21 protein-coding genes are annotated in these 21817 nt (G+C 66.3%); 7 read left to right on the top strand and 14 right to left on the bottom strand.

Annotation, left to right across the window (positions count from 1 at the left end):
* Positions 1-113: 113 nt before the first annotated feature.
* From Pla123a_RS23045 to Pla123a_RS23065, 5 genes are all read right to left on the bottom strand, one after another.
* Positions 114-575 carry a VOC family protein gene (locus tag Pla123a_RS23045; RefSeq protein WP_146591458.1) on the bottom strand — a complete coding sequence of 154 codons (462 nt, stop codon included), beginning with the start codon at positions 573-575 and terminating at the stop codon, positions 114-116.
* 127 nt (positions 576-702) lie between these two features.
* On the bottom strand, positions 703-1263 hold the full coding sequence (locus tag Pla123a_RS23050; RefSeq protein WP_146591460.1) for a hypothetical protein: 561 nt from the start codon (positions 1261-1263) through the stop codon (positions 703-705).
* 432 nt (positions 1264-1695) lie between these two features.
* Positions 1696-2841, bottom strand: coding sequence for an ATP-binding cassette domain-containing protein (locus Pla123a_RS23055; protein ID WP_146591462.1), 1146 nt, complete (start codon positions 2839-2841; stop codon positions 1696-1698).
* A gap of 280 nt (positions 2842-3121) precedes the next feature.
* A complete protein-coding gene (gene devC, locus Pla123a_RS23060; protein ID WP_146591464.1) occupies positions 3122-4306 on the bottom strand; it encodes an ABC transporter permease DevC in 1185 nt (394 codons plus the stop codon).
* 224 nt (positions 4307-4530) lie between these two features.
* Positions 4531-5727 carry an FtsX-like permease family protein gene (locus Pla123a_RS23065; RefSeq protein ID WP_146591466.1) on the bottom strand — a complete coding sequence of 399 codons (1197 nt, stop codon included), beginning with the start codon at positions 5725-5727 and terminating at the stop codon, positions 4531-4533.
* A 229-nt stretch (positions 5728-5956) separates the two neighbouring features.
* Here Pla123a_RS23065 and Pla123a_RS23070 point away from each other — a divergent pair, with 229 nt between their 5' ends.
* From Pla123a_RS23070 to Pla123a_RS23085, 4 genes are read left to right on the top strand one after another with little or no spacing between them, the layout of a single operon-like run.
* Positions 5957-7543 carry a hypothetical protein gene (locus Pla123a_RS23070; protein WP_146591468.1) on the top strand — a complete coding sequence of 529 codons (1587 nt, stop codon included), beginning with the start codon at positions 5957-5959 and terminating at the stop codon, positions 7541-7543.
* Positions 7536-8111 carry a hypothetical protein gene (locus Pla123a_RS23075; protein ID WP_146591470.1) on the top strand — a complete coding sequence of 192 codons (576 nt, stop codon included), beginning with the start codon at positions 7536-7538 and terminating at the stop codon, positions 8109-8111. The genes Pla123a_RS23070 and Pla123a_RS23075 overlap by 8 nt, the downstream gene beginning before the upstream one ends.
* Complete coding sequence (locus Pla123a_RS23080) at positions 8108-8359, top strand: hypothetical protein (RefSeq protein ID WP_146591472.1); 252 nt, start codon at positions 8108-8110, stop codon at positions 8357-8359. Before Pla123a_RS23075 ends, Pla123a_RS23080 begins: the two co-directional genes overlap by 4 nt.
* 6 nt (positions 8360-8365) lie before the next feature.
* Positions 8366-9256 carry a hypothetical protein gene (locus Pla123a_RS23085; protein ID WP_146591474.1) on the top strand — a complete coding sequence of 297 codons (891 nt, stop codon included), beginning with the start codon at positions 8366-8368 and terminating at the stop codon, positions 9254-9256.
* 13 nt (positions 9257-9269) lie between these two features.
* Here Pla123a_RS23085 and Pla123a_RS23090 read toward each other — a convergent pair whose 3' ends face one another.
* Together Pla123a_RS23090 and rnc are read right to left on the bottom strand one after the other, a co-directional pair.
* The gene (locus Pla123a_RS23090; RefSeq protein WP_146591476.1) at positions 9270-10511 is read right to left on the bottom strand and encodes a hypothetical protein; all 1242 of its coding nucleotides are present in this window, start codon (positions 10509-10511) and stop codon (positions 9270-9272) included.
* Positions 10512-10702: 191 nt separating this feature from the next.
* Entirely contained in the window at positions 10703-11446 is a 744-nt protein-coding gene (rnc, locus tag Pla123a_RS23095; protein ID WP_231956607.1) for a ribonuclease III, read from the bottom strand.
* Between the two features lie 413 nt (positions 11447-11859).
* On the opposite strand from rnc, the gene mgtE reads away from it, so the two are divergent.
* The gene (gene mgtE / locus Pla123a_RS23100) at positions 11860-13269 is read left to right on the top strand and encodes a magnesium transporter (RefSeq protein WP_146591480.1); all 1410 of its coding nucleotides are present in this window, start codon (positions 11860-11862) and stop codon (positions 13267-13269) included.
* A 17-nt stretch (positions 13270-13286) separates the two neighbouring features.
* Here mgtE and Pla123a_RS23105 read toward each other — a convergent pair whose 3' ends face one another.
* Positions 13287-13622 (bottom strand): hypothetical protein, encoded by a 336-nt coding sequence (locus Pla123a_RS23105; protein ID WP_146591482.1) that lies wholly within the window; start codon positions 13620-13622, stop codon positions 13287-13289.
* 490 nt (positions 13623-14112) lie between these two features.
* Between Pla123a_RS23105 and Pla123a_RS23110 the strand changes: the two genes are divergently transcribed.
* Together Pla123a_RS23110 and dapA are read left to right on the top strand one after the other, a co-directional pair.
* A complete protein-coding gene (locus tag Pla123a_RS23110) occupies positions 14113-14838 on the top strand; it encodes a pyridoxine 5'-phosphate synthase (protein ID WP_146591484.1) in 726 nt (241 codons plus the stop codon).
* 162 nt (positions 14839-15000) lie between these two features.
* Positions 15001-15888, top strand: a complete 888-nt coding sequence (dapA, locus tag Pla123a_RS23115; RefSeq protein ID WP_146591486.1) for a 4-hydroxy-tetrahydrodipicolinate synthase — start codon at positions 15001-15003, stop codon at positions 15886-15888.
* On the opposite strand, the gene Pla123a_RS23120 is transcribed toward dapA, so the two are convergent.
* The 6 genes from Pla123a_RS23120 to Pla123a_RS23145 all read right to left on the bottom strand — a co-directional run bounded on the left by Pla123a_RS23120 (position 15873) and on the right by Pla123a_RS23145 (position 21812).
* Complete coding sequence (locus tag Pla123a_RS23120; RefSeq protein WP_146591488.1) at positions 15873-16853, bottom strand: beta-RFAP synthase; 981 nt, start codon at positions 16851-16853, stop codon at positions 15873-15875. The genes dapA and Pla123a_RS23120 overlap by 16 nt on opposite strands.
* Complete coding sequence (locus Pla123a_RS23125) at positions 16850-17476, bottom strand: DUF447 domain-containing protein (protein ID WP_146591490.1); 627 nt, start codon at positions 17474-17476, stop codon at positions 16850-16852. Before Pla123a_RS23125 ends, Pla123a_RS23120 begins: the two co-directional genes overlap by 4 nt.
* A gap of 4 nt (positions 17477-17480) precedes the next feature.
* A complete protein-coding gene (locus Pla123a_RS23130) occupies positions 17481-18077 on the bottom strand; it encodes an anthranilate synthase component II (protein ID WP_146591492.1) in 597 nt (198 codons plus the stop codon).
* Positions 18074-19513, bottom strand: coding sequence for an aminodeoxychorismate synthase component I (gene pabB, locus Pla123a_RS23135; RefSeq protein ID WP_146591494.1), 1440 nt, complete (start codon positions 19511-19513; stop codon positions 18074-18076). The genes Pla123a_RS23130 and pabB overlap by 4 nt, the downstream gene beginning before the upstream one ends.
* Before the next feature lie 81 nt (positions 19514-19594).
* A complete protein-coding gene (locus Pla123a_RS23140; protein ID WP_146591497.1) occupies positions 19595-21001 on the bottom strand; it encodes a DUF6513 domain-containing protein in 1407 nt (468 codons plus the stop codon).
* A 22-nt stretch (positions 21002-21023) separates the two neighbouring features.
* Positions 21024-21812, bottom strand: coding sequence for an SDR family NAD(P)-dependent oxidoreductase (locus Pla123a_RS23145; protein WP_146591499.1), 789 nt, complete (start codon positions 21810-21812; stop codon positions 21024-21026).
* Positions 21813-21817 lie beyond the last annotated feature (5 nt).

The raw sequence follows: 21817 nt of genomic DNA on the forward strand, positions 1-21817 counted from the left end.
TCGTCGAACCGCCTAGTGCGGACCCGCATGCTAGGTGGTGTGGGGAGGGTCACCGGCAACGGTGGCCCTTACCCGGTTATGCCACATTGTGCTTGCGGCTGATGTCTCACGAACTACTCAGACATCTCCTCAAACATCTTTTTGACAGCTGCTTGAATTTCGTCAGGCGACATTTCACGAAGTTGAGTTGCGATTCCCCATTCGTGGCCGAATGGGTCACGTACACGTCCAAATCGTTCACCCCAAAACATATCAGTGGGTTCCATTAGAACAGTCGAGCCATTGTCTTTCATCGTTTCGATCATTGCATCACAGTCGTCGACGTAGAGATGAATCGCGACACTTGTAGCGTCAAGTCGCGTTGGGCTTGGCGTGCCTCCATGTTCCGGGAGTTCTTCGCTGAGGAAGAAGCGAGCGTTGCCAATGCGAAATTCGCAATGCATCACACGCCCGTCGGGCATGTTGAGCTGAATGTATGGGGCAACGCCAAACACATCGGCGTAAAACGCGACTGCCTTTGCGGCATCGGTGATGCTGAGGTATGGGATGAGTTCGCTGGGTGTCGGTGATGGCATATGGTTGATCTAGTCGCGAAGTTTGAAGTAATTTCGTGTTAGTGGCAGAACGTAAAAGTTGAGCAGCTCGCAGCCAACAGACTCACCATACCGCAGGACGCTATCGCAAGTCTGCTCCAACGCTTGGTTAGGCCTCTCCTCCCGCGGCCATTGCATAGCTACCGACTGCTTGGATTCTCCCAGCCAGGATTCCGACCAGTTCGAAAAAGGCAGTCACTGGAGCGCTGCCAAAATCAACAGAAAACTCGATCCTGTCTCCTCGCTGCGTTGGTTCGGTAACGGAGTGGATGATTCCAGTCCAAGGCCCTTGAGGGCCAAGAGGGGGGCTTTCGTCCGAGATCCACCGCTCAGCCCAGGAGATTACGGACGCTTCCGGGAACTCCTCCATATCGCAGCGGAATTCGACACCATTCCAGACAATGGGTGCATCGATTGGGAGTCCCGGTAGCTTTGCGTCAATTGGGTCGACGTTGATCTCGATCACCTTCGTCTGTCCGTCAGGCAGTTTTTCGAGGCAATCCACCACGATCAGGCGATAGACGGAATGACGGCGCACTGCGGACGTAACGTCCAGGCAGAGTTCCGTGAATACGTTGCGTCCCGCACGCTGGTAGGAGCGTATGGCTTCGCCGTAACGTTGAAGGTAGTTGTCTCGAACCGAATCGATCCCGCCGCACTCAGTTGTCATTTTCGCGCAACACAAAGGGTGAGGAGCACGCAGCCGACAGAGTCACGATACCGCAGGACGCTACCACGCCACGTTTTGGCGAAACGCCAACACGGCTCTGGCTCTGGCTCTGGCTCTGGCTCTGGCTCTGGCTCTGGCTCTGGCTCTGGCTCTGGCTCTGGCTCTGGCTCTGGTATTCATGGCCTAACTTGTTATTAGACAGAAACTTCTTCAGTATGCCCGGCATATTGAAGGAGACCTTCAGTAAGCAGGCTGCCTTTCCAGCGGGCTGCCGCGGGCCTTCTCAAGCTACCTGCTTTTCGACCGCGTTGGCACGCTCCTACGGCAATCGGGCAGGCATCTAGCGCGCTGAGGTTGTCACGACCTTGGCGAGAATAAGGACCGTCCAACCTGCACCGGCTTCATCGTCCTGTGCAAGTTGGCAATGCGACCCTACTGCCGGCTAAACAACGCCCGCCGCAGTTCCTCCTCGAACGTGTGGCTCGTGTCGAGCACCGAGCGGAAGTCTTCTTTGCCGAGCGTGTAGTAGACGGCGTCCTCGCGGGTGACGATCGTGGCGTTGCGGGGCTCGTCGGTGATCAGGGCGGTCTCGCCGAAGTAGTCGCCCTCGCCCAGGTTGGCGACCGTCCGCTCGCCCTGCGCGTCGCGCACCACGACGTCGGCCTTGCCGGAGCGGATCAGGTAGAACAGCTCGCCCGGGTCGCCCTGGCGGATGACGGTCTCGCCGGCGGGCGACTCCTGCACCTGCATCTTGTCGGCCACCTGCAGCATGGTCGACGGGGTGAGCGTCTGGAACAGCGTGATATTGCGGAGGAAGCCGCAGCGTTCCTCGGCCTCGCTGACCGACACGTCCGACGAGATGCGGCCGTCGACCATGTTCACGATCCGGTCCGCGACGTCCAGGATGCGGTTGTCGTGCGTCACCATGATGATGGTGCACGGGTGGTCTTCTTGGCGGGTCAGCTCCTGGAACAGCGTGACTACCTCGCGTCCGCTGGTCGCGTCGAGCGCCGCGGTCGGCTCGTCGGCCAGCACCAGCCGCGGCCCGTGCACCAGCCCGCGGGCGATCGCGACCCGCTGCTTCTGGCCGCCGGAGAGCTGCTTTGGCTTCTTGTGGATGTGCTTGCCGAGGCCGAGCCGCGTCAGCAGGTACTTGATCCGCTCGTCGGCCTGCTTGCGGTCCATGCCGGCGAGCTCGGCCGCCATGTTGACGTTCTCGTACGCCGTGAGCGACTCGAACAGGTTGTGCGCCTGGAAGATAAAGCCCATCTGTAGGCGGAGCTGCGTGATCAGCGTGTTGCTGGCATTCAGCAGCTCCTTATCGAGCACCACGAGGCTCCCCTCCATCACGGTCCGCAGCGTGCCGATCAGGGTCAAGAGCGTGGTTTTACCCGAGCCGGACGGGCCGGTCATGATGACGATCTCACCGGGCCAGACCTCGAGGTTGTTCTGGTGCAGGGCCTGCTTGCGGAGCTCGCCCGAGCCGAAGAAGTGGTTCAGCTCGCGCACGGCGACCGTCGGCCTGCCGGTCTGGCCGTAGGCGGTGTGGAGGCCGGATTGGTCGGTCTCGGTGATCATCTAGGTTTGATTATCGCAAGCTTGAAGGCTGGGGATGGCCACGAAAAGGCACGAGAAGACACAAAAACTGGTTCGGGGCGACGCCGCTCACAAGTGGCATGAAGCAAATCCCCCTCCCTTTTAGGGAGGGGTTAGGGGAGGGTGTCGATTCTGCTCCGCTGTGCAACTCATCCTGTGACAGTTAGACCCTCCCCCCGGCCCCTCCCCGGAAGGGAGGGGAGTAGACGGCGCGGCCTTCGGCGTTGGGTTGATGATACGGACGCTCACAGCGACGAAGCCTCTAGAACAAACTTGCCGGGTCGGCGGTCAGCAGCTTGCGGACCGCCAGCAGCCCCGACGCGACGCACATTATCACGGTAATCACAAACACGAACAGCAGGGTCGACAGCGTCATCTGCATCAACAGCCCGGTCTGGTCTGCCAGCCAGTGGTACAGGCCCGTGCTGAGCACCGCGCCCGGCAGGAAGCCGAACACGGCGAGCCAGACCGCCTCGACCACAATCAGGCCGACAAAGTACGACCGCTGGTAGCCCATCGCTTTTAAGGTGGCGAATTCGGGCATGTGGTCGGAGATCCCGCTGAAGATCACCTGGTAGCAGATCACCACGCCGACCACGAAGCCGATCACCTTGCCGGCCGAGAACACCGCGCCGATCGGCGTGGTGCTCCGCCAGAACTTCATTTCTTTTTCGCGGAAGCCCTCGCGGGTGTAGACGCTGACCTGCTCGCCGAGCATCGCGGCCAGCGCGTCACGGGCCTCTTCGGGGTTGGCGCCCTCGGCCAGGTCGACGATCCCGAGGTCAACGACGCTCAGCGGGTCGCCACCGGGGACGCGGTGCGGGAAGAGCTTGGCGAAGGTCGCGGTGCTCATGATCAGGTTGCCCTCGTTGACGAAGTCGGTCCCCAGCTCGAACGTGCCAACAAGATTGAGCCGCTGGTCGCTGACCTCGACATTGGCCTCGGCCAGCAGGGCGTCGTCGTCGGTTGGGACGGCGAATTTGGTCGGCTTGCTCTGCCGGTCGACAATCGCCGTAAACGGGCCCCGCAGACGCGGCAGGCTCTCGGCGAGCCCATCCATTTGGAAGACGGGCGTGCCGAGCTCGATCGCCATCGAGCGGATCTGGTGCCCCTTACTCGACGCGCGGCTGCCGAAGTTCTTGAAGACCGAGGTCGTAAGCTCGCTGTACAGCGGGTAGGCCCCGGTGACGCCGGGCAGCGACCGCGCCTGCAGCAGCCGCTGCACCGGGAAGCGGGTCTCGGCGGCGATGGCGAACCGGTCGCGGCTGGTGATAAACAGGTCGCCACCCAGCGCGTCGACCAGCCGCACCTGGCTGTCATACAGCGCGTTCTGGAAGCCGACCTGCACAAACATCAGCAGCACGGCGAACCCGATGCCCGCGATCGCCGTGGCGAGCCGCCGGCGGTCGTGCATCAGGTTCTTCCAGGCTAGCGGGGTCTTGTACACAGGCCGTAAGAGGGGTCGTGACGTGTTTCTGGGTAGTTTGACGGCCAGGAAAAGGCACAAAAAGTATTTGCTGCTTCGGGGCCGTTTTCAGCCGCAGGGCGTTAGCACCCGGTTAGTTGATGTTCAGCTCTGCAGTTGTACTGCGTTCGGGTGTCAGCGGTGGTTTGGTCGTTCAACCGGGGGCTAACGCCCCGCGGCTAATGGCTTTCGTGGCAATTGGAAACTTAAAACAACTCGGCCGGGTCGGCCTTGAACAACTTCTGCAGCGCGAACACGCCCGACGCGACGCACATTCCGACCGACAGGCCGAGCACGCCGAGCATGATGCCGGGCGTCATCACCATTGGGATGCCGGCGTAGCCACCCACCAATGCGTAGAGCTGCCAGCAGAGCAGCAGGGCGGGGGCGAACCCGACCAGCGCCAGCAGCACCGACTGCTGCAGGATTACCGTGCAGAGGTAGCGGTTGCTGTAGCCCATGGCCTTGAGCGTGGCGTACTCGCTCATCAGGTTGGCGATGTCGTTCGACAGCACCTGGTAGACGATCGCCACGCCGACCAGCACCGCGACCACCACCAGGAACGTGAAGATCAGCCCGAACGGCGTCTGCACCATCCAGCGTTCTTCTTCGTGCGCCCGGACCTCGTCGCGGGTGAGCACCTCGACGTCCTCGCCGGCGAAGAGCGTCTGCAATTCGTCACGCACCCGCAGCGGGTCGGCGCCCTCGGCGAGTGAGAGCAGCCCGAGCGTGATGTCCTCTCGGTCCTGCCACGGGTTGGCCCGCAGGTAGCCGTCGAGACTCGCCATGCACGCGCCGTTGCTGGCCATGCCAGTGCCGAGCTCGAACAGCCCAATCACCCGCACGGTTTGAGCGCCGAGTGCCGTGACCGTGCCGACGTCCTCCTCGCTGAACCGCTTGCCGTCCTTGGGGCCGTACTCCTGCTTGCTCTTGGAGTCGACCAGCACGAACTCCTCGCTGGTCAGCCTGGCGGCCGCTGCGCGGAGGTCGGGCCGCGAGAACGGCGGGTCGGCCGGCTCGACGCCCATCGTGATGATGCTGCGGCCCATGCCGGGGACGTTCTGCAGGTCGCCCGGCTGGTAGGCCGATTCGCTCGGCGCCTGCCAGACGCTCAGCCCGATGTAGAACGGCCGCGCCCGCCGCACCTGCGGCAGCGAGGCCGCCTGGTGGAGCCGCGCGCGGGGGAAGTCCCGGGCCTCGGTCAGGTGGAGGTAGGCCGGCGAGCGGAGCATCAGGTCGAACTCGACCGCGTCGTAGATCTGCGTGGCGGTCTTTTCGATGGCGCCCTTGAAGCCGAGCTGCATGAACATCAGCATCGCCGCGAACCCCACGCCGGCCATGCCGACCGCGGTCCGCACCCGGTTCTGCAGCAGGTTCTTCCAGGCGAGCTGTTGGTTGAGCATGGGGAGCGAATGGGGCGATTTCGAAAGGACGCGTTTAACAGTATCTGCGTCCTACCGGGCGCCGTCGAGGCAGATCGGCGTCGCGGCGCGTTAATCTGCTATTGTAGTTCCGCGAACGCCGGTCGTAGGGGCCGTGTCGGCCGCCTGCTGCGGCGTGCTGGTTCGATCGGATTGCGGGTTGCTGTTATCATAACGGCAATCCCGGCCCCGCTCCTCACCCGACGCCGCCATGACCGAATCCGATTGGACCGCCTCTGAATGGCCCTCGTCTGCAGCGGCCGAAGCCGCCCCGCCCGGCGACGCCATGGAAGAATCCCCGGGCGGTTTCCGCGTCAGCCTGAAGTGGTGGCTGATCTCGCTGGTGGTGCTGGGCGCCGGCATGGGGCTGATGGGGCGGCTGTGGATGTACGACCACTACGTGTTCCTCGGCGTGTTAGCGATGGGGTCGCTCGTCGCGCCGCTGCTGATTGCGCTGGCAACTTACGCCGTGCTGGCTTGGCGGCGTCGGACGCGGCAGCAGCGTTGGGGTTGGCTTGCGGGGCTCATCGCCGTGACCGTGCTAATACCAGTGGTGGGCCTGTCATCGGTTGTCGCCCTTGAGTGGTTCATCGACAACCGGCCCTCGCCCTACCTGGCGTCTAGCACCGGCTACCTGGTGCACACCGAGCTGCCCAAGGATCTCGACTACAACTCCGACGTCTGGGACGAGCTAGAGCGCCGGGCGGCGTCGGACCAGCTCACGCCCGAGCAGGCGGATCACGTGGCCTCGTTGTTCCTCGACCACATCCAGGACGAGAACAGCGGCTGGGACGAGACCGTGAGCTACCAGTCGGGGTTCTTCGCGACTTCGCTTAAGAGGCGCCTGGTGCAGAAGCCGGTGGTGCTGTCGATCTGCGACGAGTACTACGGCCAGACCCCAACGATCCGGCTCGCCAAGCCGGTCGACCTGAATGCGAGGCGAGTCCGGTTCACGATCGACTTGGGGAACGAACTCGGCGAGATGACCGGCGCCCCGTTCGACCTGGCCATCAACCTGCTGGAGGTCCGCGTGAACGGCGCGGCGACCCCTTTTGAGGCCGAAGCCGCCCTGGCCGACGAGTACTCGAGCGCCGCCTCGCGGCGGGTCTACGCCTGCGAGCTGCCGCCGGGAACCGAGGCGGTCGAGCTCGCGGCCGACCTGGACCTCGCGTACGTGGAGTCGCTGTGGGACGTCAACGACTACGGCGGCCCAACGCTTGGATCGCTCACGCACCAGGCGCCGCCGGAGGTCCACCGCCGCTGGCGGGCGACCGTCACGAAGGAGTTCGGAAAGGTCGCAGCGCTAGAACGCGAGGCCCTCGCGCTGGTCACCGACGCCGCGCGGGACCCGGGCGTGGGCGAGGTGCTGCAGGTCTCATCGGTGCGGGTCTGGCGGGCGGAGGACGAGCGTCGACGTGTCGAGTTGCTCGGCTGCTGGTCGCCCTGGATGTCGGGGTGCTTCGGCGACGAGACCCCGATGATTCCCTGCGCCTTCACGGTCGAGATGAAGATCGACGAGCAGTCGATCCCGCTTGGCAAGGGGATCGCTCACACTATGAAGGACGAAGACTACGAGTCGGCGCCGTTCCTGCTGACCGCGGAGCTCGACTCGCTGCCAGCGGAGGTCAACAAGGTCGATCTGGTGCTGACCCCGGCCCCTGAGTTATTCGAGGCCGACGCCGAAGTCACCGAGATCTGGGGCCAGACCGAGACCTTCTCATCCGTGCCGCTGACGCGGCTTGACCTCGCCGAGATCGACGAAACGAAAACCGGCGAATCCGAGGAGTCGGATGAATAGCCGCGAGTGGTTTTGTTTGGCCCTGCGGGTGATGGGCGTGTGGCAGCTGTCGAGCGTCGTGCCGTACCTGGCGATGCTGGTTGCGTCGCTGGCGAGCGGGGGGAATACGCCGTTTGAGTTCTTCATTGTCCTGCTGTGGGTAGTCGTCTACACCGGATTAGGACTGTTCCTGCTGCTGTTCGCTCCGGCGATCGCCGCCCGGTTCTATCCTGGTTCCGCTGCTGAGTCGCGGCCGACCGCCCAGGACCTGCCCGACCGGATGTTGGAGCTCGGGCTGCGGCTGCTCGGCGCGTACCTGTTGGTCCTGGCGGTGCACACGCTGCTGACGTACGTCGCCAATGCCATCGCCGTTGCGGCCTACTCGAACGTGTCGTGGCGGCAGCAGCTTGCCGCCTCGGGTCCGCGGGAGCTGATCTCGACCGCCGTCTACGTGACGCTCGGTTTGGTAGTCCTTGCCGGGCCCAAGCGGATCATCGCGGGGCTCGACCGGCTGCGTTACAACGCCGAGCGGGACGCGTACACGCCGCCACCGATCGCCGGCGCCGCTGCGGACGAGGACCAGGCATGAATCCCAAACAGTTCTCGCTGCGGCAGTTGCTGCTGCTCACGACCGCCCTGTGCCCGCTGCTTGCCCTGCCGGGCGGTCCGCTGGCGTTGTTCGTGGTGTTCTGCTGGGCGATCCTGGTCGGCGTCTTCGTGGCGGCGTTCACACTAGTATATGGACAGCTCTACGTCACGATTGCCGGCCGCCGCTGGGGCGAGGAGGCCGGACGACGGTCTGCTCACGCCACCGGGCCCTCGCAGCAAGAGCCTTAGGCGACTATGCAACCAATACCTCTGCCGGTCTACGTCGCGTTCCTCGTCTGTCTGCTGATCGGCGCCCTGTCGCTTGGTTCAGCAATTGAGTCGCTGTTGAAGTTTGGCGTGTCGGGCGGGGATGGCCTCGTTCGATTGCTGTGGGCAATGGCGCCGTTTGGCGTCGGGTATGGCCTGCGGCGGGGGTCTTGGATCGCACGTTGGCTGGTTGATCTGTGCGCAGGGCTGATCCTCGTTCCTGCGGTCGCCCTGCTACCGTGGATGCTGTTCGGATGGGAGGACTGGGAAGTAAATCTCCCCGGGGCCGCGTTGGGGGTGCTCGCGATTGGCTCGGCAATCTATCTCCTACGAGGCCTGCACACGCAGGCGGCCAACGATTGGTTTGACAAGAGAAGACGGGCCAGCGAACCCTACCGGTTTGGGATTAGGTCAATCTTGCTTGCGACCACGGTTCTCGCCATTGCGCTGTCTGGTGTGCAGTGGTCCGACGCGTCGTATGGGCCGCGAGAAATAGAAAGCCACACAGGCGCTACGAATGGCGGCGCCGTCTTCTCGTACACTTACGGAACGCGGAAAGACAGGACCGACGCTTCGAGGCGCCTGGTCGACTTTGTCGTCATCCAGCGCAGCACCAGTGGGTCGCTGAATTCGCGTGTGACCACGAGGTGGTCGAGCGACGATATCGACCACACCGGGACAGTGGAATTGCCGAACAGTGACGTGCTTTCGCTGCCAGGCGCGGTGAATCTGATCGAGATCCACGGTGACGACTATAAAACGTCCACGCAGAACGTCACGTGGCCGCAGCTCAAAGGCTATATGAACTCGAAACCAGAGATCCCATCGATCGCCGAACTCCTGGCGTTCAAGCCCGAGGCAGAAGCAGAAGACGAGTAACCGGCCGAAGCCGCTACTCCTTGGCCTCGTTCGCCGACTCGTTCGCATCGAACCGGACGGTTACCTGCAGGCCGATGCGTTTGGCGGCCTCGGCGAGCTTGGCCTCGTCGGTGGTGGTGATCGCGATCCGCACCTCGACGATCGACCGGTCCTTAGGGGCCAGCGGGTTGCGGGCGTCGAGGCCGGGGCTGCCGACCATCCGCGAGATGTGCTGCACCTCGCCCCGCAGGCCCTCGCTCAGCTGGCCGCTGAACGCCGGGCTGGTGATGGTCGCCCCCTGGCCGAGGGTGATCTCTTGGGCGTCGGCCTCGTAGACCTCGGCGATGCACTCGATCTCGCTAACATCGGCCAGGTCGATGACCGGCAACTGAGAGACCATCTCCCCCGGCTTGGTGAAAATCTTTAAGACGGTGTATCGCTGCGGCTCTGGCTGGGGCTCGTCGGGAGCGGCGGTGGGGGCGTCGCCCTCGGCGTGGCTGGTGTCGGCGCCGGGCGCCCACAGGACCGACTGGGCAAGCGACTGCTGAGCGACCGCGATCTCCGTGTCGATGGCGTCAAGCGTGCCGTTCTTCTTCAGGCTCTCGACGCTCACCTCGGCCGCTTCAACGCTCGATTGGGCGGCCTGCAGCGCGGCCTCGGCCGCTTCGCTCATCGGCGCGATCCGCTGGGCGGCCAGCTGGACCTCCGACTCGGCGCGGGCGACCCGGTTGCGCTGCTTGCGGACCTGGTGCTCGGTGACCAACTCGGGGTCCGACTCGCGGAGGTCCTCGATCGACTCGAGCTCGTCACGGGCGATGGCGGCGGCCTCTTCTAGGTTCTTGACCTGGGCAGACTGCAGCCGGGCCTCGGCCTGGTTTGCCTCGGCCTGTTTGACCTTGGCGCGGGCGCCGCGGAGCTGGGCCTGGGCGAGCAGCAGGTCAACCTGCTGCTTCTCTTCGGCGAGTCGGCGGCGGGTGCGGAGGGCCTCGAGCTGGGCGTGGCGGGCGTCGTAGCTCGCCAGGACCCCCAATCTGCCGTCGGCGGGGGTCAGCTCGTTCTCGGCCACCTGCGGGTCGAACGACTTGAGCTTGTCGCCAGGCGTGCCGGTGATGCTGATCACGCCACTGGTTGGCTGGAGCGTGCCCAAGGCGTAGACGCTGCGGGGGCCGAGCTCGGCGGACTTGCCCTGCTGTCGCGCGCCCTGGTCGCACCCGATCTGCATCGCGGCGAGCAGCAGGATCGCCGCGGCTGCCGAGGATCGGGGAGAGATACGCATTGCTGGGGCGGGCCAGGGAGTGTCGAGGGCATAGCGGGCGCGGACCGCCTCAGGCTTCTCATCGGCAGCTAGCGGCCCCAAGACCCGAGAATGAGCTGCCTACCGGGGCCTGTCAAGCAATCGAGGGGCCCGCTGGCCCGCAGAACCGGACCTGCCGCTACAACGCGTCGCCCGCACGGCCGCGTGGCCGGTTACTCGGCGTCCAGTTCGGCAAACTCGTCGGGCGGGTGGGGAGCGGGTTCCCCGCAAATGTCGCAGATGGCGTTCTGGGCGGCCCGCTGCTCCGACTCCTTTTTGCTGCGTCCCCAGGCGGGCGGGAAGCGGCGTTTGCCGACCTGGGCGGCCACTTTGAAGCACTTGCAGTGGTCGGGCCCCCGCTCTTCGATCAGCGAGTAGGTCGGGGTCACGCCGTGCTCGCGCTGGGCGAACTGCTGCAGCTGCGACTTGTAGTTGCCGCCGGTCTCGCCCGAGGCGGTCGACTCGATCTCGGGCGTCACATGGGTCAGGATAAACTCGGCGGCGGCGTCGCGTCCGCCGTCGAGGAAGATGGCCGCGATCAGCGACTCGAACACGTCGGCCAGGACCGACATGGGGACTTCCGGGTTGGTGGTCATCCCCTTGCCGAGGATCAGGTAGGCGTCGAGCCCCAGCCCGCGGCTAATTTTGGCGCAGGTCTGGCGGCTAACCACGACCGACTTGAGCCGCGTGAGGTCCCCCTCCAGGTAGTCGGGGAACATGTGGTAGAGCCGCTCGCACACGACGCCGCCGAGGATCGCGTCGCCGAGAAACTCCATCCGCTCGTTCGACTCGAGTCGGTGATCGGCACCGGAAGCGTGCGTTAACGCCGCTTCGAGCAGGTTGAGATCCGCGAACTGGTAGCTGAGCTTCGCCTGACAGGCTACCAGGCGGTCTTCCTCGGGCTTGTCCGTGTCCACCATGATATGCTTAATGAGCGTCCACTACGCCTGATCGCCCTTGCCGCCGTCCGCACTGGGTGCTGGTGGGCGTTGTTAGCCGAGAGTCTGAGCCGCCCGCAGGCCGGCGCCACGCAGGCCAGGGCCAAGCCGTCGACCGCCAAGCGATCGACCACCAGGCCATCGATTACCGTGTCCGACCACCGTGTCGCCTCACCCACCTGCTGCTTCGCCGCGGTGGGTCGCCGTGGTGAGGCGCCCCAGGGACGCGTGGTTCGCCGGCAGTGCTGCCGACGCTAGGCGCAAACCCATGTGACAACTCTACTTCTGTGCAGTCAAACTAACTCGCAGCTAGCACTGCGTCAATCCAAGCCGGCCTGCTCGCCCCGCGGCCACCCCGCCCCCCTAGCCCCACGCCCCGCCCCCGCGAAACGATGATCAACACGCTCTACCTGCCCGAACTACGTGAGATGCTGGCCGAGAACGACCGGACCGGGCTGCAGGAGTTCTGCGGGGCGCTGCACCCGGCGCGGGTCGCCGAGTTCATGGAAGGCCTCGAAGCCATCGAGATGTGGCAGGTGCTGCAGGCGACCGAACCGGACGTGCGGGCCGACATTTTTAGCTTCGTCGAGGAAGCCAAGCAGGTAGAGATCGTCGAGACCGTCGGCCCGGAGGGGATCAGCCGCCTGATCGCCGACATGCCGGCCGATGACCGGGTCGACCTGCTGAGCGAGGTCGACCAGGAGGTGATGGAGCAGACCCTGCCGCTGCTCCCGCAGGAAGACCGACGCGAGACCCTGCGGCTGCTCGGATACGCCGAGGGGACCGCCGGCGCGCTGATGACCACCGAGGTGGCCCGGCTGTCCCAGACGCTTACCGTGCACGACGCCCTCGAGGCGATCAGCCGCCAGTCGCAGGACCTCGAAACCGTCTACTACAACTACGTGGTGGACGACCAGGATCACCTGCTGGGGCTGGTCTCGGCCCGCGACCTGGTGGTCAACTTCACGCGGCCCGACACGCCGATCAGCGACCTCATGCAGCGCGACGTGGTGACCGTGCTGGTGACCGACGACCAGGAGGCGGTCGCCGAGAAGGTAGCCAACTACAACTTCATCGCCATCCCGGTAGTCGACCACCACCGCAAGCTGCTGGGCATCATCACCCACGACGACGTCATCGACGTCCTGCAGGAAGAGGCCACCGAGGACGCCCACCGCAGCGCGTCGGTCGATCCGCTCGAGGATGGCTATCTCGAGACCGTCTGGCACCAGCTCGCGTGGAAGCGTGGCATCTGGCTGACGGTGCTGTTTGTCGCCGCTCTGCTCACGGCGCTCGCGCTGCGGGGCTACGAGGAGGACTTCCAGAAGGTGACCTGGCTGGTGCTGTTCATCCCGCTGGTGATCTCCAGCGGCGGCAACACCGGCAGCCAGTCGGCAACGCTGGTGATCCGCGGCCTCACCACCGGCGACGTCAACCTGCGCGACTGGCGGCGGGTGCTCCGCAAGGAGCTAGCGATGGGCCTCTGCCTGGGCGGTTCGCTGGCGGCGATCGGCTACCTGTGCGCGGTGATGCTAACCCGCAGCGTGCCCGAGTCGGCCGACGGCGTGGCCTCGGCGGTGAACGCCGTGCCCACGCTGTGGGAGGTGCTGGTGGTGCCGATCACGCTGCTGCTGGTCGTGATGTGCGGCACGATGACCGGCGGGCTGCTGCCGCTGCTGTTCCAGCGGATGGGCCTCGACCCGGCGTTGATGAGCAATCAGTTTGTGGCCGGCATCGTCGACATCGCCGGCATCCTGATCTACATGACGGTCGCGATGATCATGGTGCCGGGGCTGTGGTAGCCGGCCGGCGGCAGCGGCTAAACGTCCAGCAGCGGCTGGCCGACGTACATCTGCAGGATCTGGCTCTGCACCTTGATGGCGCGGATCAGCACCCAGATCTGGTCCTTGGTGAACGACTGCGGGTCGCTCTGCGCGAGGTCTTCGAGCTCGCCCGTCATCGCGGCGTGCTGGTCGGTCGCCAGTTGTAGCCGCAGACCAACATCCTTCCACGCCGCCCGCAGCGTCTGACGGTCGGCCAGGGCGTCGAGGTCGTCCTCGCCATTAGCGAGCAGCAGGCACAGCCGCGCGACGTCCTGAGCAGAGGCCTCGGGCTGGAGTTGTTCGATGTGTTGTGCGAGTTCGCGACACGTCATGGCAGGTAGTTCTGTCTTGGCGGGCAGAGTCGTAAGGCGCCTGAAGGGTGTCGCCGTGTGGTGGGGGCGCTTCAAGCCGCGGCGTCCCTGAGGGAACGCTTCTGTCAGAACGTAGCTTACGTGTTGCTTACCATGAGGGCGACCAAGCGGCGCGGTCTCGCGTTACAACCGCCCCGTGGGTACGGTCAGCGGGGTCAGTACGATCGGCGGGAAACGGGGCGTTGGATGTCGTGATTCGGCCACGCGTCGGGGCCCGCCGTGGTGGCGTGGGGCCAACCTTTCGGGCGGCCGATGCTGCCCGTAGGCAACACTCCCCGGAAGGATTCGGTGAACCACCTTGCGGCGCAGCCTGTCTAACCGGCCCAGGCGGCTCGGGGGCCCCGTTAAGAGCCTCGACCGTTGAGCTGCCGCCCGAATTCGGATCGAATAGGCGTTTCCCGGCGTTCTCACGCAGAGCCGCCGCCATCCCCACCCACCGGATTCCCCCCGAATGGTGCTTCTCGGCGTAAACATCGACCACGTCGCCACGGTGCGCGAGGCCCGCAAGACCAACGAGCCCGACCCGGTCTGGGCCGCAACTTTGGCCGAGCTCGGTGGCGCCGACGGCATCACACTGCACCTGCGGGAGGACCGCCGCCACATCCAGGAGCGTGACCTCCGCATCATGCTGCAGACGGTCGCGGCGCCGGTGAACCTCGAGCTCGCATGCACCCAAGACGTGCTCGACATCGCGGTCGATTGCCGACCCCAACAGGCGACGCTGGTGCCCGAAAAACGCGAGGAAGTGACCACCGAGGGCGGTCTGGACGTGGTGGGCAGCAAGGACCGCATCGTCGACGCCTCGCAGCAGCTGCGGGACGCCGGCATCCGTGTCAGCCTGTTCGTCGATCCCGACCCGGCCCAGATTGAGGCCTCGATCAAGTCCGGGGCCGAGGCGATCGAGCTGCACACCGGCGCCTACGCGCACGCGGCCGGCTCGGCGCTGGGGGACAAAGAGCTCGAGATCTTGCATAAAGCCGCGTCCGACATCACCTCCGCTGGGCTGCTGCTGCACGCGGGGCATGGCCTCACCTACCGCAACGTCCAGCCCGTGGCGGCGATCCCACAGATGCGGGAGCTCAACATCGGCCACAGCATTATCTCCCGCTCGATCATGATCGGCCTGCAGCAGGCAGTCAGCGACATGAAGCGGCTGGTCCGCGAAGCGGCCAAGTAGGCGGATTCGCCGCAGAAGCGACTGCACAGCGCTGGACGGCGGGCGGGCGGTGCGGCTCGGGCCGCTTGAAAGCACGCCTAGCGAGGCCTATCATGCCGAGTTCTCGCAACCGCGAGATTTTTTGACGTTTTTCAGACAGATACCAACACAGCGGACGGAACGATGGCGACCAAGGGCAAGGACTTCGCAGGCCTTTCTGTAGCACTGGTGACCCCCTTCAAGCAGGGCGAGGTCGACTACGACACCTTCGGCGCCCAGATCGAGTTCCAGATCGAGGCCGGCACCACCTGCCTGGTCCCGGTCGGGACCACCGGCGAGTCGCCGACCCTCAGCCACGACGAGCACGACCGCGTCATCGACTTTGTCGTTCAGAAGGCGGCCGGCCGGATCAAAGTGATGCCGGGCGTCGGCTCGAATAGCACCGCCGAGGCCCTGCGGCTGACCAAGTCGGCCGAGAAAGCAGGCGCCGACGCCGCTCTGCAGGTCGCCCCGTACTACAACAAGCCGACCCAAGAGGGCTTCTACCAGCACTTCAAGGCGCTGGCCGAGGAGACCGGCCTGCAGCAGTGCGTCTACAACATCCCGGGACGCACCGGCAAGAACGTTGAGCCCGAGACCATCGCCCGGCTGGCGGAGCTCGAGAACATCACGATGGTCAAGGAAGCGACCGGCCAGATGGACCAGGCCTCGCAGATCCTGGGCACCACCAACCTGACGCTGCTCAGCGGCGACGACAGCATGACCCTGCCGTACATGGCGGTCGGCGGCGAGGGCGTTATCTCGGTGGTCGGCAACATCGTGCCGCGGGACATGATCGCGCTAGTCAACGCCGCCGCCAGCGGCGACATGGCCGCCGCCCGTGCGCAGCACCACAAGCTGTTCGCCCTCTGCCGCGAGATGCTCGGCCTGGCGACCAACCCGATCCCTCTCAAGGCCGCCATGGAAATGCTCGGCCGCGACACCGGCGAGATGCGGCTGCCGATGACCCCGCTCGACGACGCCGGACGCGTACAGCTCAAGCAGTCGCTGACCGCCTACGGCCTGCTGTAGGTCGGGCGGACCTCCGCGCCCGTGTTGCACGGAGCCGCGACGATCAGTTCGCAGCGCTCGGCCGCGGGCTCGGCGCCGAGTAGATCAACCAGCCGTTTCGCCGATGCTTCGTCCGGCGCCAACGCGTAAACGGTGGGTCCCCAAGACGATTGCCCGCAGCCCGGGAAGCCGAGCGAGCGGATGAGATCGACGCGGCGTTCGATCGCCGTTGTCGCGAACGGTCCGCCCTGGACCGGCCCAAAACAGCCGCCCGCGGTCAGGCCGTAGTCGTACAGCGATTCGGCGAAGCGTTCGTAGTCGGACTCCGCAGCGGCGGGCGCCAGCTCGGCCACCGCCAGTTGGTGCAGCCGACGGGTTGTCGCCTCGGAAGGCGCCGGCAGGCTGGCGAACGCCCGCCGCTCTGACTCGTTGGCGAGGCCGGTCTCGCCGATGGGAATCACCAGCACGAACCGCCATTCATTGGGCAGGTCCTCCCGCTGGGCCAGCGAGCCGAGCACGCCGGGCCGCTGGTGCCCGCCGTCAATCAGCAGCCCGCCGCGGCAGAACCCGTGGGCGCCGATCGCCGACCGCTGCCCCCTGCCGCTGGCGGCGGCGAGCTGATCAGCGGAGCTAGAACCTCGCCCCGACAGGGCAAACAACCCCGCCGCGACCGACATCCCTAATTGGGTCCCAACCCCCAAGCCGATGTGGTGGCGGGGTTCGCCCTCCAATTCGGCGTGGCAGCCGTTGATCGAGATGCCCGGCTGATTGAGCACCCGCTCGGCCAGCTCGCCCACGCGAGCGGCGAGCGGACCGTCTGGCACTACCACGCGGTCGTCAACCGCCACGTTCAATCGCACCCCGGGCGTGTCGACCATCGCCCCCACGCCGCCGTAGCTGAGCGGGCAGCGCGGGTCGTTGAACGAGAACAGGCCGAAGTGCAGCCGGCTAGGGGCGCGGACCTCAACCGCGAGCGGAGTCGTCATGACGAAGCCCCGCTGATTCTTCGGTTCACGAAGTCCTGGACTTCTCGGAATGCAGCCAGCTCGTAGTGCGAGCCGGTCTTGATGACTGGCGATTCGAGTGCGGTAAACTGCGGGAGCACTTCATCGTGCGGCAGGAAATCGAGCCGGGTGGCGAGGATCGCGGCCTCAATCAACGCGTGCTTGGCACGGTTGAAGCCGACGAAATCGCGGAGCGTGGCCCCAGACGTGAGTCGACCGACGACCCGGGCCGGCTGCGGGGCGGCGTCGAATGCCTCGACCTCGAACTGCCGCCACCGGCACGCATCGGCCAGCACCGCGCCTCGGCCATCGGGCGTCGGGTGCGTGGCAGGCGGCGCTTGCAGAACGCCGATCGCGCAGCGGGCCAGCAGCGCGGCGTCGTCCGTAATGTGCAGCACGCCGCAGCCGGTCCACTCGAGATTCTCCAGCGTCCGCGACGGGGCGTAGGGCCGCAGCAGCAGCCGCTCGAACCGGGCGTCGACGATTGGCCCCATCGGCGCCAAGTGGACTGCGCCGTCTTGATCGAGTGTTGTGACCAGGCACTCCAGCAGCAGGCCGTCGGGCAGCGAGGGCGCGTCGTCGGTGTCGGTCGGCCAGGGCGGCATCGGACTATGCCCTCCCAATTGAGGTCGGGCGGGCCGCGGTTTGGCTCACAAAGTTCCGCAGCAGGTCGAGCCCCCGCTCGGTCAAGATCGACTCGGGGTGGAACTGCAGCCCGACCGTTGGGTGCCCGCGGTGACGGACCGCCATCAGCACGCCGTCGTCGGTCCAGGCGGTCGGGACGAGCGCGTCGGGGAGGCTCGTTGGATCGGCGATCAGCGAGTGGTAGCGGCCGCACGGCATCGGGTTCGGCAGACCGGCGAAGACTCCCTGATCGTCGTGCCGCACCGCCGTTGCCTGGCCGTGCAGCGGCCGCTGGGCGACCGTGACCTCGCCGCCAAACGCCGCGACGATCGCCTGGTGCCCCAGGCAGATGCCCAGGATTGGCAGCTCGCCACTCAATCGCCGGACCAGATCGACGGAGATACCGGCTTCGCAGGGCGTGCACGGGCCGGGCGAGAGCACCACCGCGGCGGGCGCCAACCTTCGCACTTCGCCGACGGTCAGCGCGTCGTTCCGGACGACCACGGTCTCGCAGCCGAGCAGCCGGAAGTACCGGGCCAGGTTGTGCACGAAGCTGTCGTAGTTGTCGATCAGCAGGATCATCGCGTCTCGCGGGGCAGGGCGGCCAGCATGCCGGCCGCCTTCTGCAGGGTTTCCTCGTACTCGTCGGCGGGGACCGAGTCGGCCACCACCCCGCCGCCAACCGACATCTGCAGCCAGCCGTGCGACGCCACCGCGGTACGGATTAGGATACTGCTGTCCATCGCCCCGTTGAAGCCGATGAACGCCAGCGATCCACAGTACGGGCCGCGGGTGGAGCTCTCGAGCTCGGCGATGATCTCCATCGCCCGCACCTTCGGCGCGCCGGTGATCGACCCGCCAGGGAAGCACGCCTTGAGCACGTCGAGTGGCTCGGCGTCGTCGCGCAGACGCCCCTCCACCACCGACACCAGGTGGTGCACCTGCTGGTACGACTCGAGCCCGCACAGCACCGGGACCTCAATCGAGTCGTCGGTGCAAACACGCGAGAGGTCGTTGCGGAGCAGGTCGACAATCATCGTGTTCTCGGCCCGGTCCTTGACGGAGCCGGCCAGCTCGGCGGCCAGCCGTTGATCGACCGCGGGGTCGGCAGAGCGGGGGCGGGTTCCCTTGATGGGGCGGGTCTCGACCCGGCGGTTGTCGATCCGGAGGAACCGCTCGGGCGACGCGCTGCACAGCACGGCGTCGCCGGCGTCGAAGTACCCCGCAAACGGCGCCGGGCTCTGCTCGCGTAGCCGCAAGTAGTAGGAGGACGGGAGCTCGCTGAGGGGGGCGAGCAGACGCTGCGTCAAGTTGACCTGAAACACATCGCCGGCGTGGATGTAGTCGACTGACCGCTGCACGGCGGCCAGGTACCCCTCCCGTGTGAAGTCGCTGGTGACGCCAGGCTGGTCTTGCAAAGGGCATTGCGGCGGGAGATCGAGCACGCCCGCAGTATCCGGCGGTGCGCCGGTGAACTTGGGCGGCCCCGCCTCGACCAGCTTCCAGAACGACTGCAAACGCCCCCGCGCGCGTTCGGCGCGGGCTGCGGAATCGTGCTCGGGCAGGCCCTGTGAGACGACAAAGAGGTCCTGCGCGAAGTGATCGAACGCGAACACCACATCGTACAGGCCCACCGCCATAGTTGCCGTATCCAACCCCGAGTGCCTGGCCGTGGGAAGGGTTTCCAGGGCGTGGCAAAGCTCGTAGCCGAAGTAGCCCGCTGCGCCCCCCTGGAACGGCGGGAGTCCGGGGATGGTCGCGGTGGAATGCGGAGAGAGCTGCTCGGCGACGCGTCCGAACCCGTCGGTGTCACCGTCGGCGGTGATCCACGCAAACGGATCGGCGGCTACGTAGGAGTAGCGACCGAGCTGCTCGTCGCGCATAGAGCTATCGAAAAACACACACCCAGGCAGTCCGCGTAGCGCGGCGAACACGTCGAGCGTCGTGGGCGCATCGGCAAGGGGCTGCTGAAGCCAGCAGGCGCCCTCAGCGGTGGTTTGTAGCGGGGCAGGCGGCATTAGGCGATTATGGCCGACCCGGCGCCCGACCGGCAGCCCTCTTGCAATCGCCACTAATCGCTGGTCGTCAATCGCTGATCGTCAACCCCGAGGGCGGTCGGCGTACCGGGCGAGTCGGTGGCTCGACTCCGGCTGCGTCAGGTACCCCCAGTCGAGCGATTCGTCCTGCTCGTACGACTTGCCGAGGGCGAGCGCGGTGGCCGCCTTGGAGAGTTCGTGGCCCAGGTAGAACGCGTGGCTTGCGTCGATCGGCCGGTCGACCGCGCCCGACTGCACCGCGTCGAGCAGCTGCTGGAACACCACAAACGGGTCGCGGTCGTGCAGGTGGAGCTGCTTGCCGACCAGGTGAATCTCTCCCGCCGCGGCGAACACTCGGTAGTTGGGGTCGCGGATCTCGCTGGCTAGTTGGTCGAGCAACTCGGGCGCAATCTCTGTTGTCTGGCCGCCGCGGAGCGTCACCAATCCCGAGTCGAGGTGCTTTGGCAGCGTCTGCTGCGACACCGCGTGGTGCACGAGTCGGCGGGCCAGGTCGCACTCCTTCACGCTCGTGGCCGCCCACGGGATGACCTGGGTCGTCAGCACGCTGCGGACCCCTAGTTCTTCACAAAAGCCGAGCAGCAGCGTGTTGACGCCCGCCGAGTCGACCTCGGTCAGCTCGGTCAGGTTGCCGATCCCCATCAGCATCTCGGCGTCGGGGTACCGGCGGCGGACGTCGGCGTAGCGGGTGAGGCTCGCGGCGAAGCCGAACCCGATCGGCTCGAGGATCGGGTCGACCCGCAGCGGCACGCCCTGCTTGGCCAGCAAGTCGATGGTCTCGTCGAGCCCGGCGAGCGATTTCGGTTCGTCGGGGATCGCGATCACCTCGCAGCCCCAGTCGGCCGCGGCTTCTCGGTTGCAGCTGTTTACCGACAGCACGAGCTCGGCGTCGGCCGCCACGGCGGGGGCAATCTCTTGCGGGTTCAGGCTGTCGATCGACACCCGCAGGCCTGCGTCACGCAGCGCCCGCACGGCGTCGCCGACGCCCGCCCAGGCGCCGCCTGGCTCGCAGCCAATATCGATGACATCCGCGCCCTCTGCCGCGAGCCGCTTGCCGATCCGCACGATCTCGGCCAGCTCGAGCCGTGGGCAGTGGTTGATCTCGGCGATGATCTCGATGCGGTGGGCGCCGTACTCGGGGGGGCGATTGGTTCCCCCCAGGAACCGTGGCAGGTCCCGCAGGTCGCGTGGGCCGCGCTCCACGGGCTTGCCGGTTGCTTGCTGAATCGGACTCAGGTCCCCCTCGCAGTATCCGGGCACGATGACCCTGCTCGAGGCGGCCGGGGCCGCCACCCGCTTGGCGATCCAGTCGGGCGTCATCAACGCCGCGACCGTAATCGGCAGCACGTCCACCGAGTAACCCAGCGGCAGCTCGTCCGACAGGGTCGCCAGCACCCGCCGCAGCGACGGTTCGGCCAACCGGCCCGTGACGAGATGCAGATGTTCAGGCATAGAGCGGCGCGAGGTCGATTTCTTAGGAGTCGGCGGAGCCGGCGAAACCGCCGTTGATGTTCAGCACCTGACCGGTGACAAACGCCGCTTGCGGCGACGCCAGGTAGGCGGCGGCCGCGGCGACGTCGTCGGGGGCGCCCCAACGCTCGAGTAGCGACTCGAGGCGGGCGCGGTCCTGCCAGTAGTCGGGGGCGGTCTCGCCCCACTTGGTCTGGATCCAGCCCGGCGCCAAGCAGTTGACCCGGACCTGGGGGGCGAGCGACTTTGCCAGGCTGCGGGTGAAGGCCATCACGGCGCCCTTGATGGCGGCGAACATCTCGCCGCTGTCGCCGGCCATGCCGGTCTCGGCCTGGTCCCAGCCGACTGTGAGGATGACGCCCTCGCCGCGCTGCTGCATCCGCTTGCCGACCTCACGGCAGGTGAGCATGCCGCCGCGAACGTCCGTCTGGTAGAGCAGGTCCAGCTTCTCGGCGAACGGCATCTGGGCGGCCTCGCCGGTCAGCACATCAGCCCCCGCGTTCTGCACCCAGATGTCGATCGGCCGCCAGGCCCACGAGTCGGACGCCAGCCGCCCGCAGGCCGCCGGCTCGGACAGGTCGCCCAGCAGGCAGTGGCAGTCCCGCCCCAGCGCCCGCAGGGCGGCGGCGGTTTCATCGAGGCCGGCCGCGTTGCGTCGGGCCTGGATCACCAGGTCCGCCCCCAGGCCGCCCAGCGCTAAGGCAACCGCTCGACCAATCCCCGACGAGGCGCCGGTAACCGCCGCCGTTTTTCCGGCGAGCGTCTGAGCTAGGGGGGCGGTCGGTTCGGCCATCGCGT

The organism is Posidoniimonas polymericola (genome assembly GCF_007859935.1).
Classification (GTDB): domain Bacteria; phylum Planctomycetota; class Planctomycetia; order Pirellulales; family Lacipirellulaceae; genus Posidoniimonas; species Posidoniimonas polymericola.

What these genes read in the sequence shown, in the direction of transcription:
- Pla123a_RS23045 (WP_146591458.1), bottom strand. Translation starts at nt 575, where the DNA reads ATGCCATCACCGACACCCAGCGAACTCATCCCATACCTCAGCATCACC.
- Pla123a_RS23050 (WP_146591460.1), bottom strand. Translation starts at nt 1,263, where the DNA reads ATGACAACTGAGTGCGGCGGGATCGATTCGGTTCGAGACAACTACCTT.
- Pla123a_RS23055 (WP_146591462.1), bottom strand. Translation starts at nt 2,841, where the DNA reads ATGATCACCGAGACCGACCAATCCGGCCTCCACACCGCCTACGGCCAG.
- Pla123a_RS23065 (WP_146591466.1), bottom strand. Translation starts at nt 5,727, where the DNA reads ATGCTCAACCAACAGCTCGCCTGGAAGAACCTGCTGCAGAACCGGGTG.
- Pla123a_RS23070 (WP_146591468.1), top strand. Translation starts at nt 5,957, where the DNA reads ATGACCGAATCCGATTGGACCGCCTCTGAATGGCCCTCGTCTGCAGCG.
- Pla123a_RS23075 (WP_146591470.1), top strand. Translation starts at nt 7,536, where the DNA reads ATGAATAGCCGCGAGTGGTTTTGTTTGGCCCTGCGGGTGATGGGCGTG.
- Pla123a_RS23080 (WP_146591472.1), top strand. Translation starts at nt 8,108, where the DNA reads ATGAATCCCAAACAGTTCTCGCTGCGGCAGTTGCTGCTGCTCACGACC.
- Pla123a_RS23085 (WP_146591474.1), top strand. Translation starts at nt 8,366, where the DNA reads ATGCAACCAATACCTCTGCCGGTCTACGTCGCGTTCCTCGTCTGTCTG.
- Pla123a_RS23090 (WP_146591476.1), bottom strand. Translation starts at nt 10,511, where the DNA reads ATGCGTATCTCTCCCCGATCCTCGGCAGCCGCGGCGATCCTGCTGCTC.
- mgtE (WP_146591480.1), top strand. Translation starts at nt 11,860, where the DNA reads ATGATCAACACGCTCTACCTGCCCGAACTACGTGAGATGCTGGCCGAG.
- Pla123a_RS23105 (WP_146591482.1), bottom strand. Translation starts at nt 13,622, where the DNA reads ATGACGTGTCGCGAACTCGCACAACACATCGAACAACTCCAGCCCGAG.
- Pla123a_RS23110 (WP_146591484.1), top strand. Translation starts at nt 14,113, where the DNA reads ATGGTGCTTCTCGGCGTAAACATCGACCACGTCGCCACGGTGCGCGAG.
- dapA (WP_146591486.1), top strand. Translation starts at nt 15,001, where the DNA reads ATGGCGACCAAGGGCAAGGACTTCGCAGGCCTTTCTGTAGCACTGGTG.
- Pla123a_RS23120 (WP_146591488.1), bottom strand. Translation starts at nt 16,853, where the DNA reads ATGACGACTCCGCTCGCGGTTGAGGTCCGCGCCCCTAGCCGGCTGCAC.
- Pla123a_RS23125 (WP_146591490.1), bottom strand. Translation starts at nt 17,476, where the DNA reads ATGCCGCCCTGGCCGACCGACACCGACGACGCGCCCTCGCTGCCCGAC.
- Pla123a_RS23130 (WP_146591492.1), bottom strand. Translation starts at nt 18,077, where the DNA reads ATGATCCTGCTGATCGACAACTACGACAGCTTCGTGCACAACCTGGCC.
- pabB (WP_146591494.1), bottom strand. Translation starts at nt 19,513, where the DNA reads ATGCCGCCTGCCCCGCTACAAACCACCGCTGAGGGCGCCTGCTGGCTT.
- Pla123a_RS23140 (WP_146591497.1), bottom strand. Translation starts at nt 21,001, where the DNA reads ATGCCTGAACATCTGCATCTCGTCACGGGCCGGTTGGCCGAACCGTCG.
- Pla123a_RS23145 (WP_146591499.1), bottom strand. Translation starts at nt 21,812, where the DNA reads ATGGCCGAACCGACCGCCCCCCTAGCTCAGACGCTCGCCGGAAAAACG.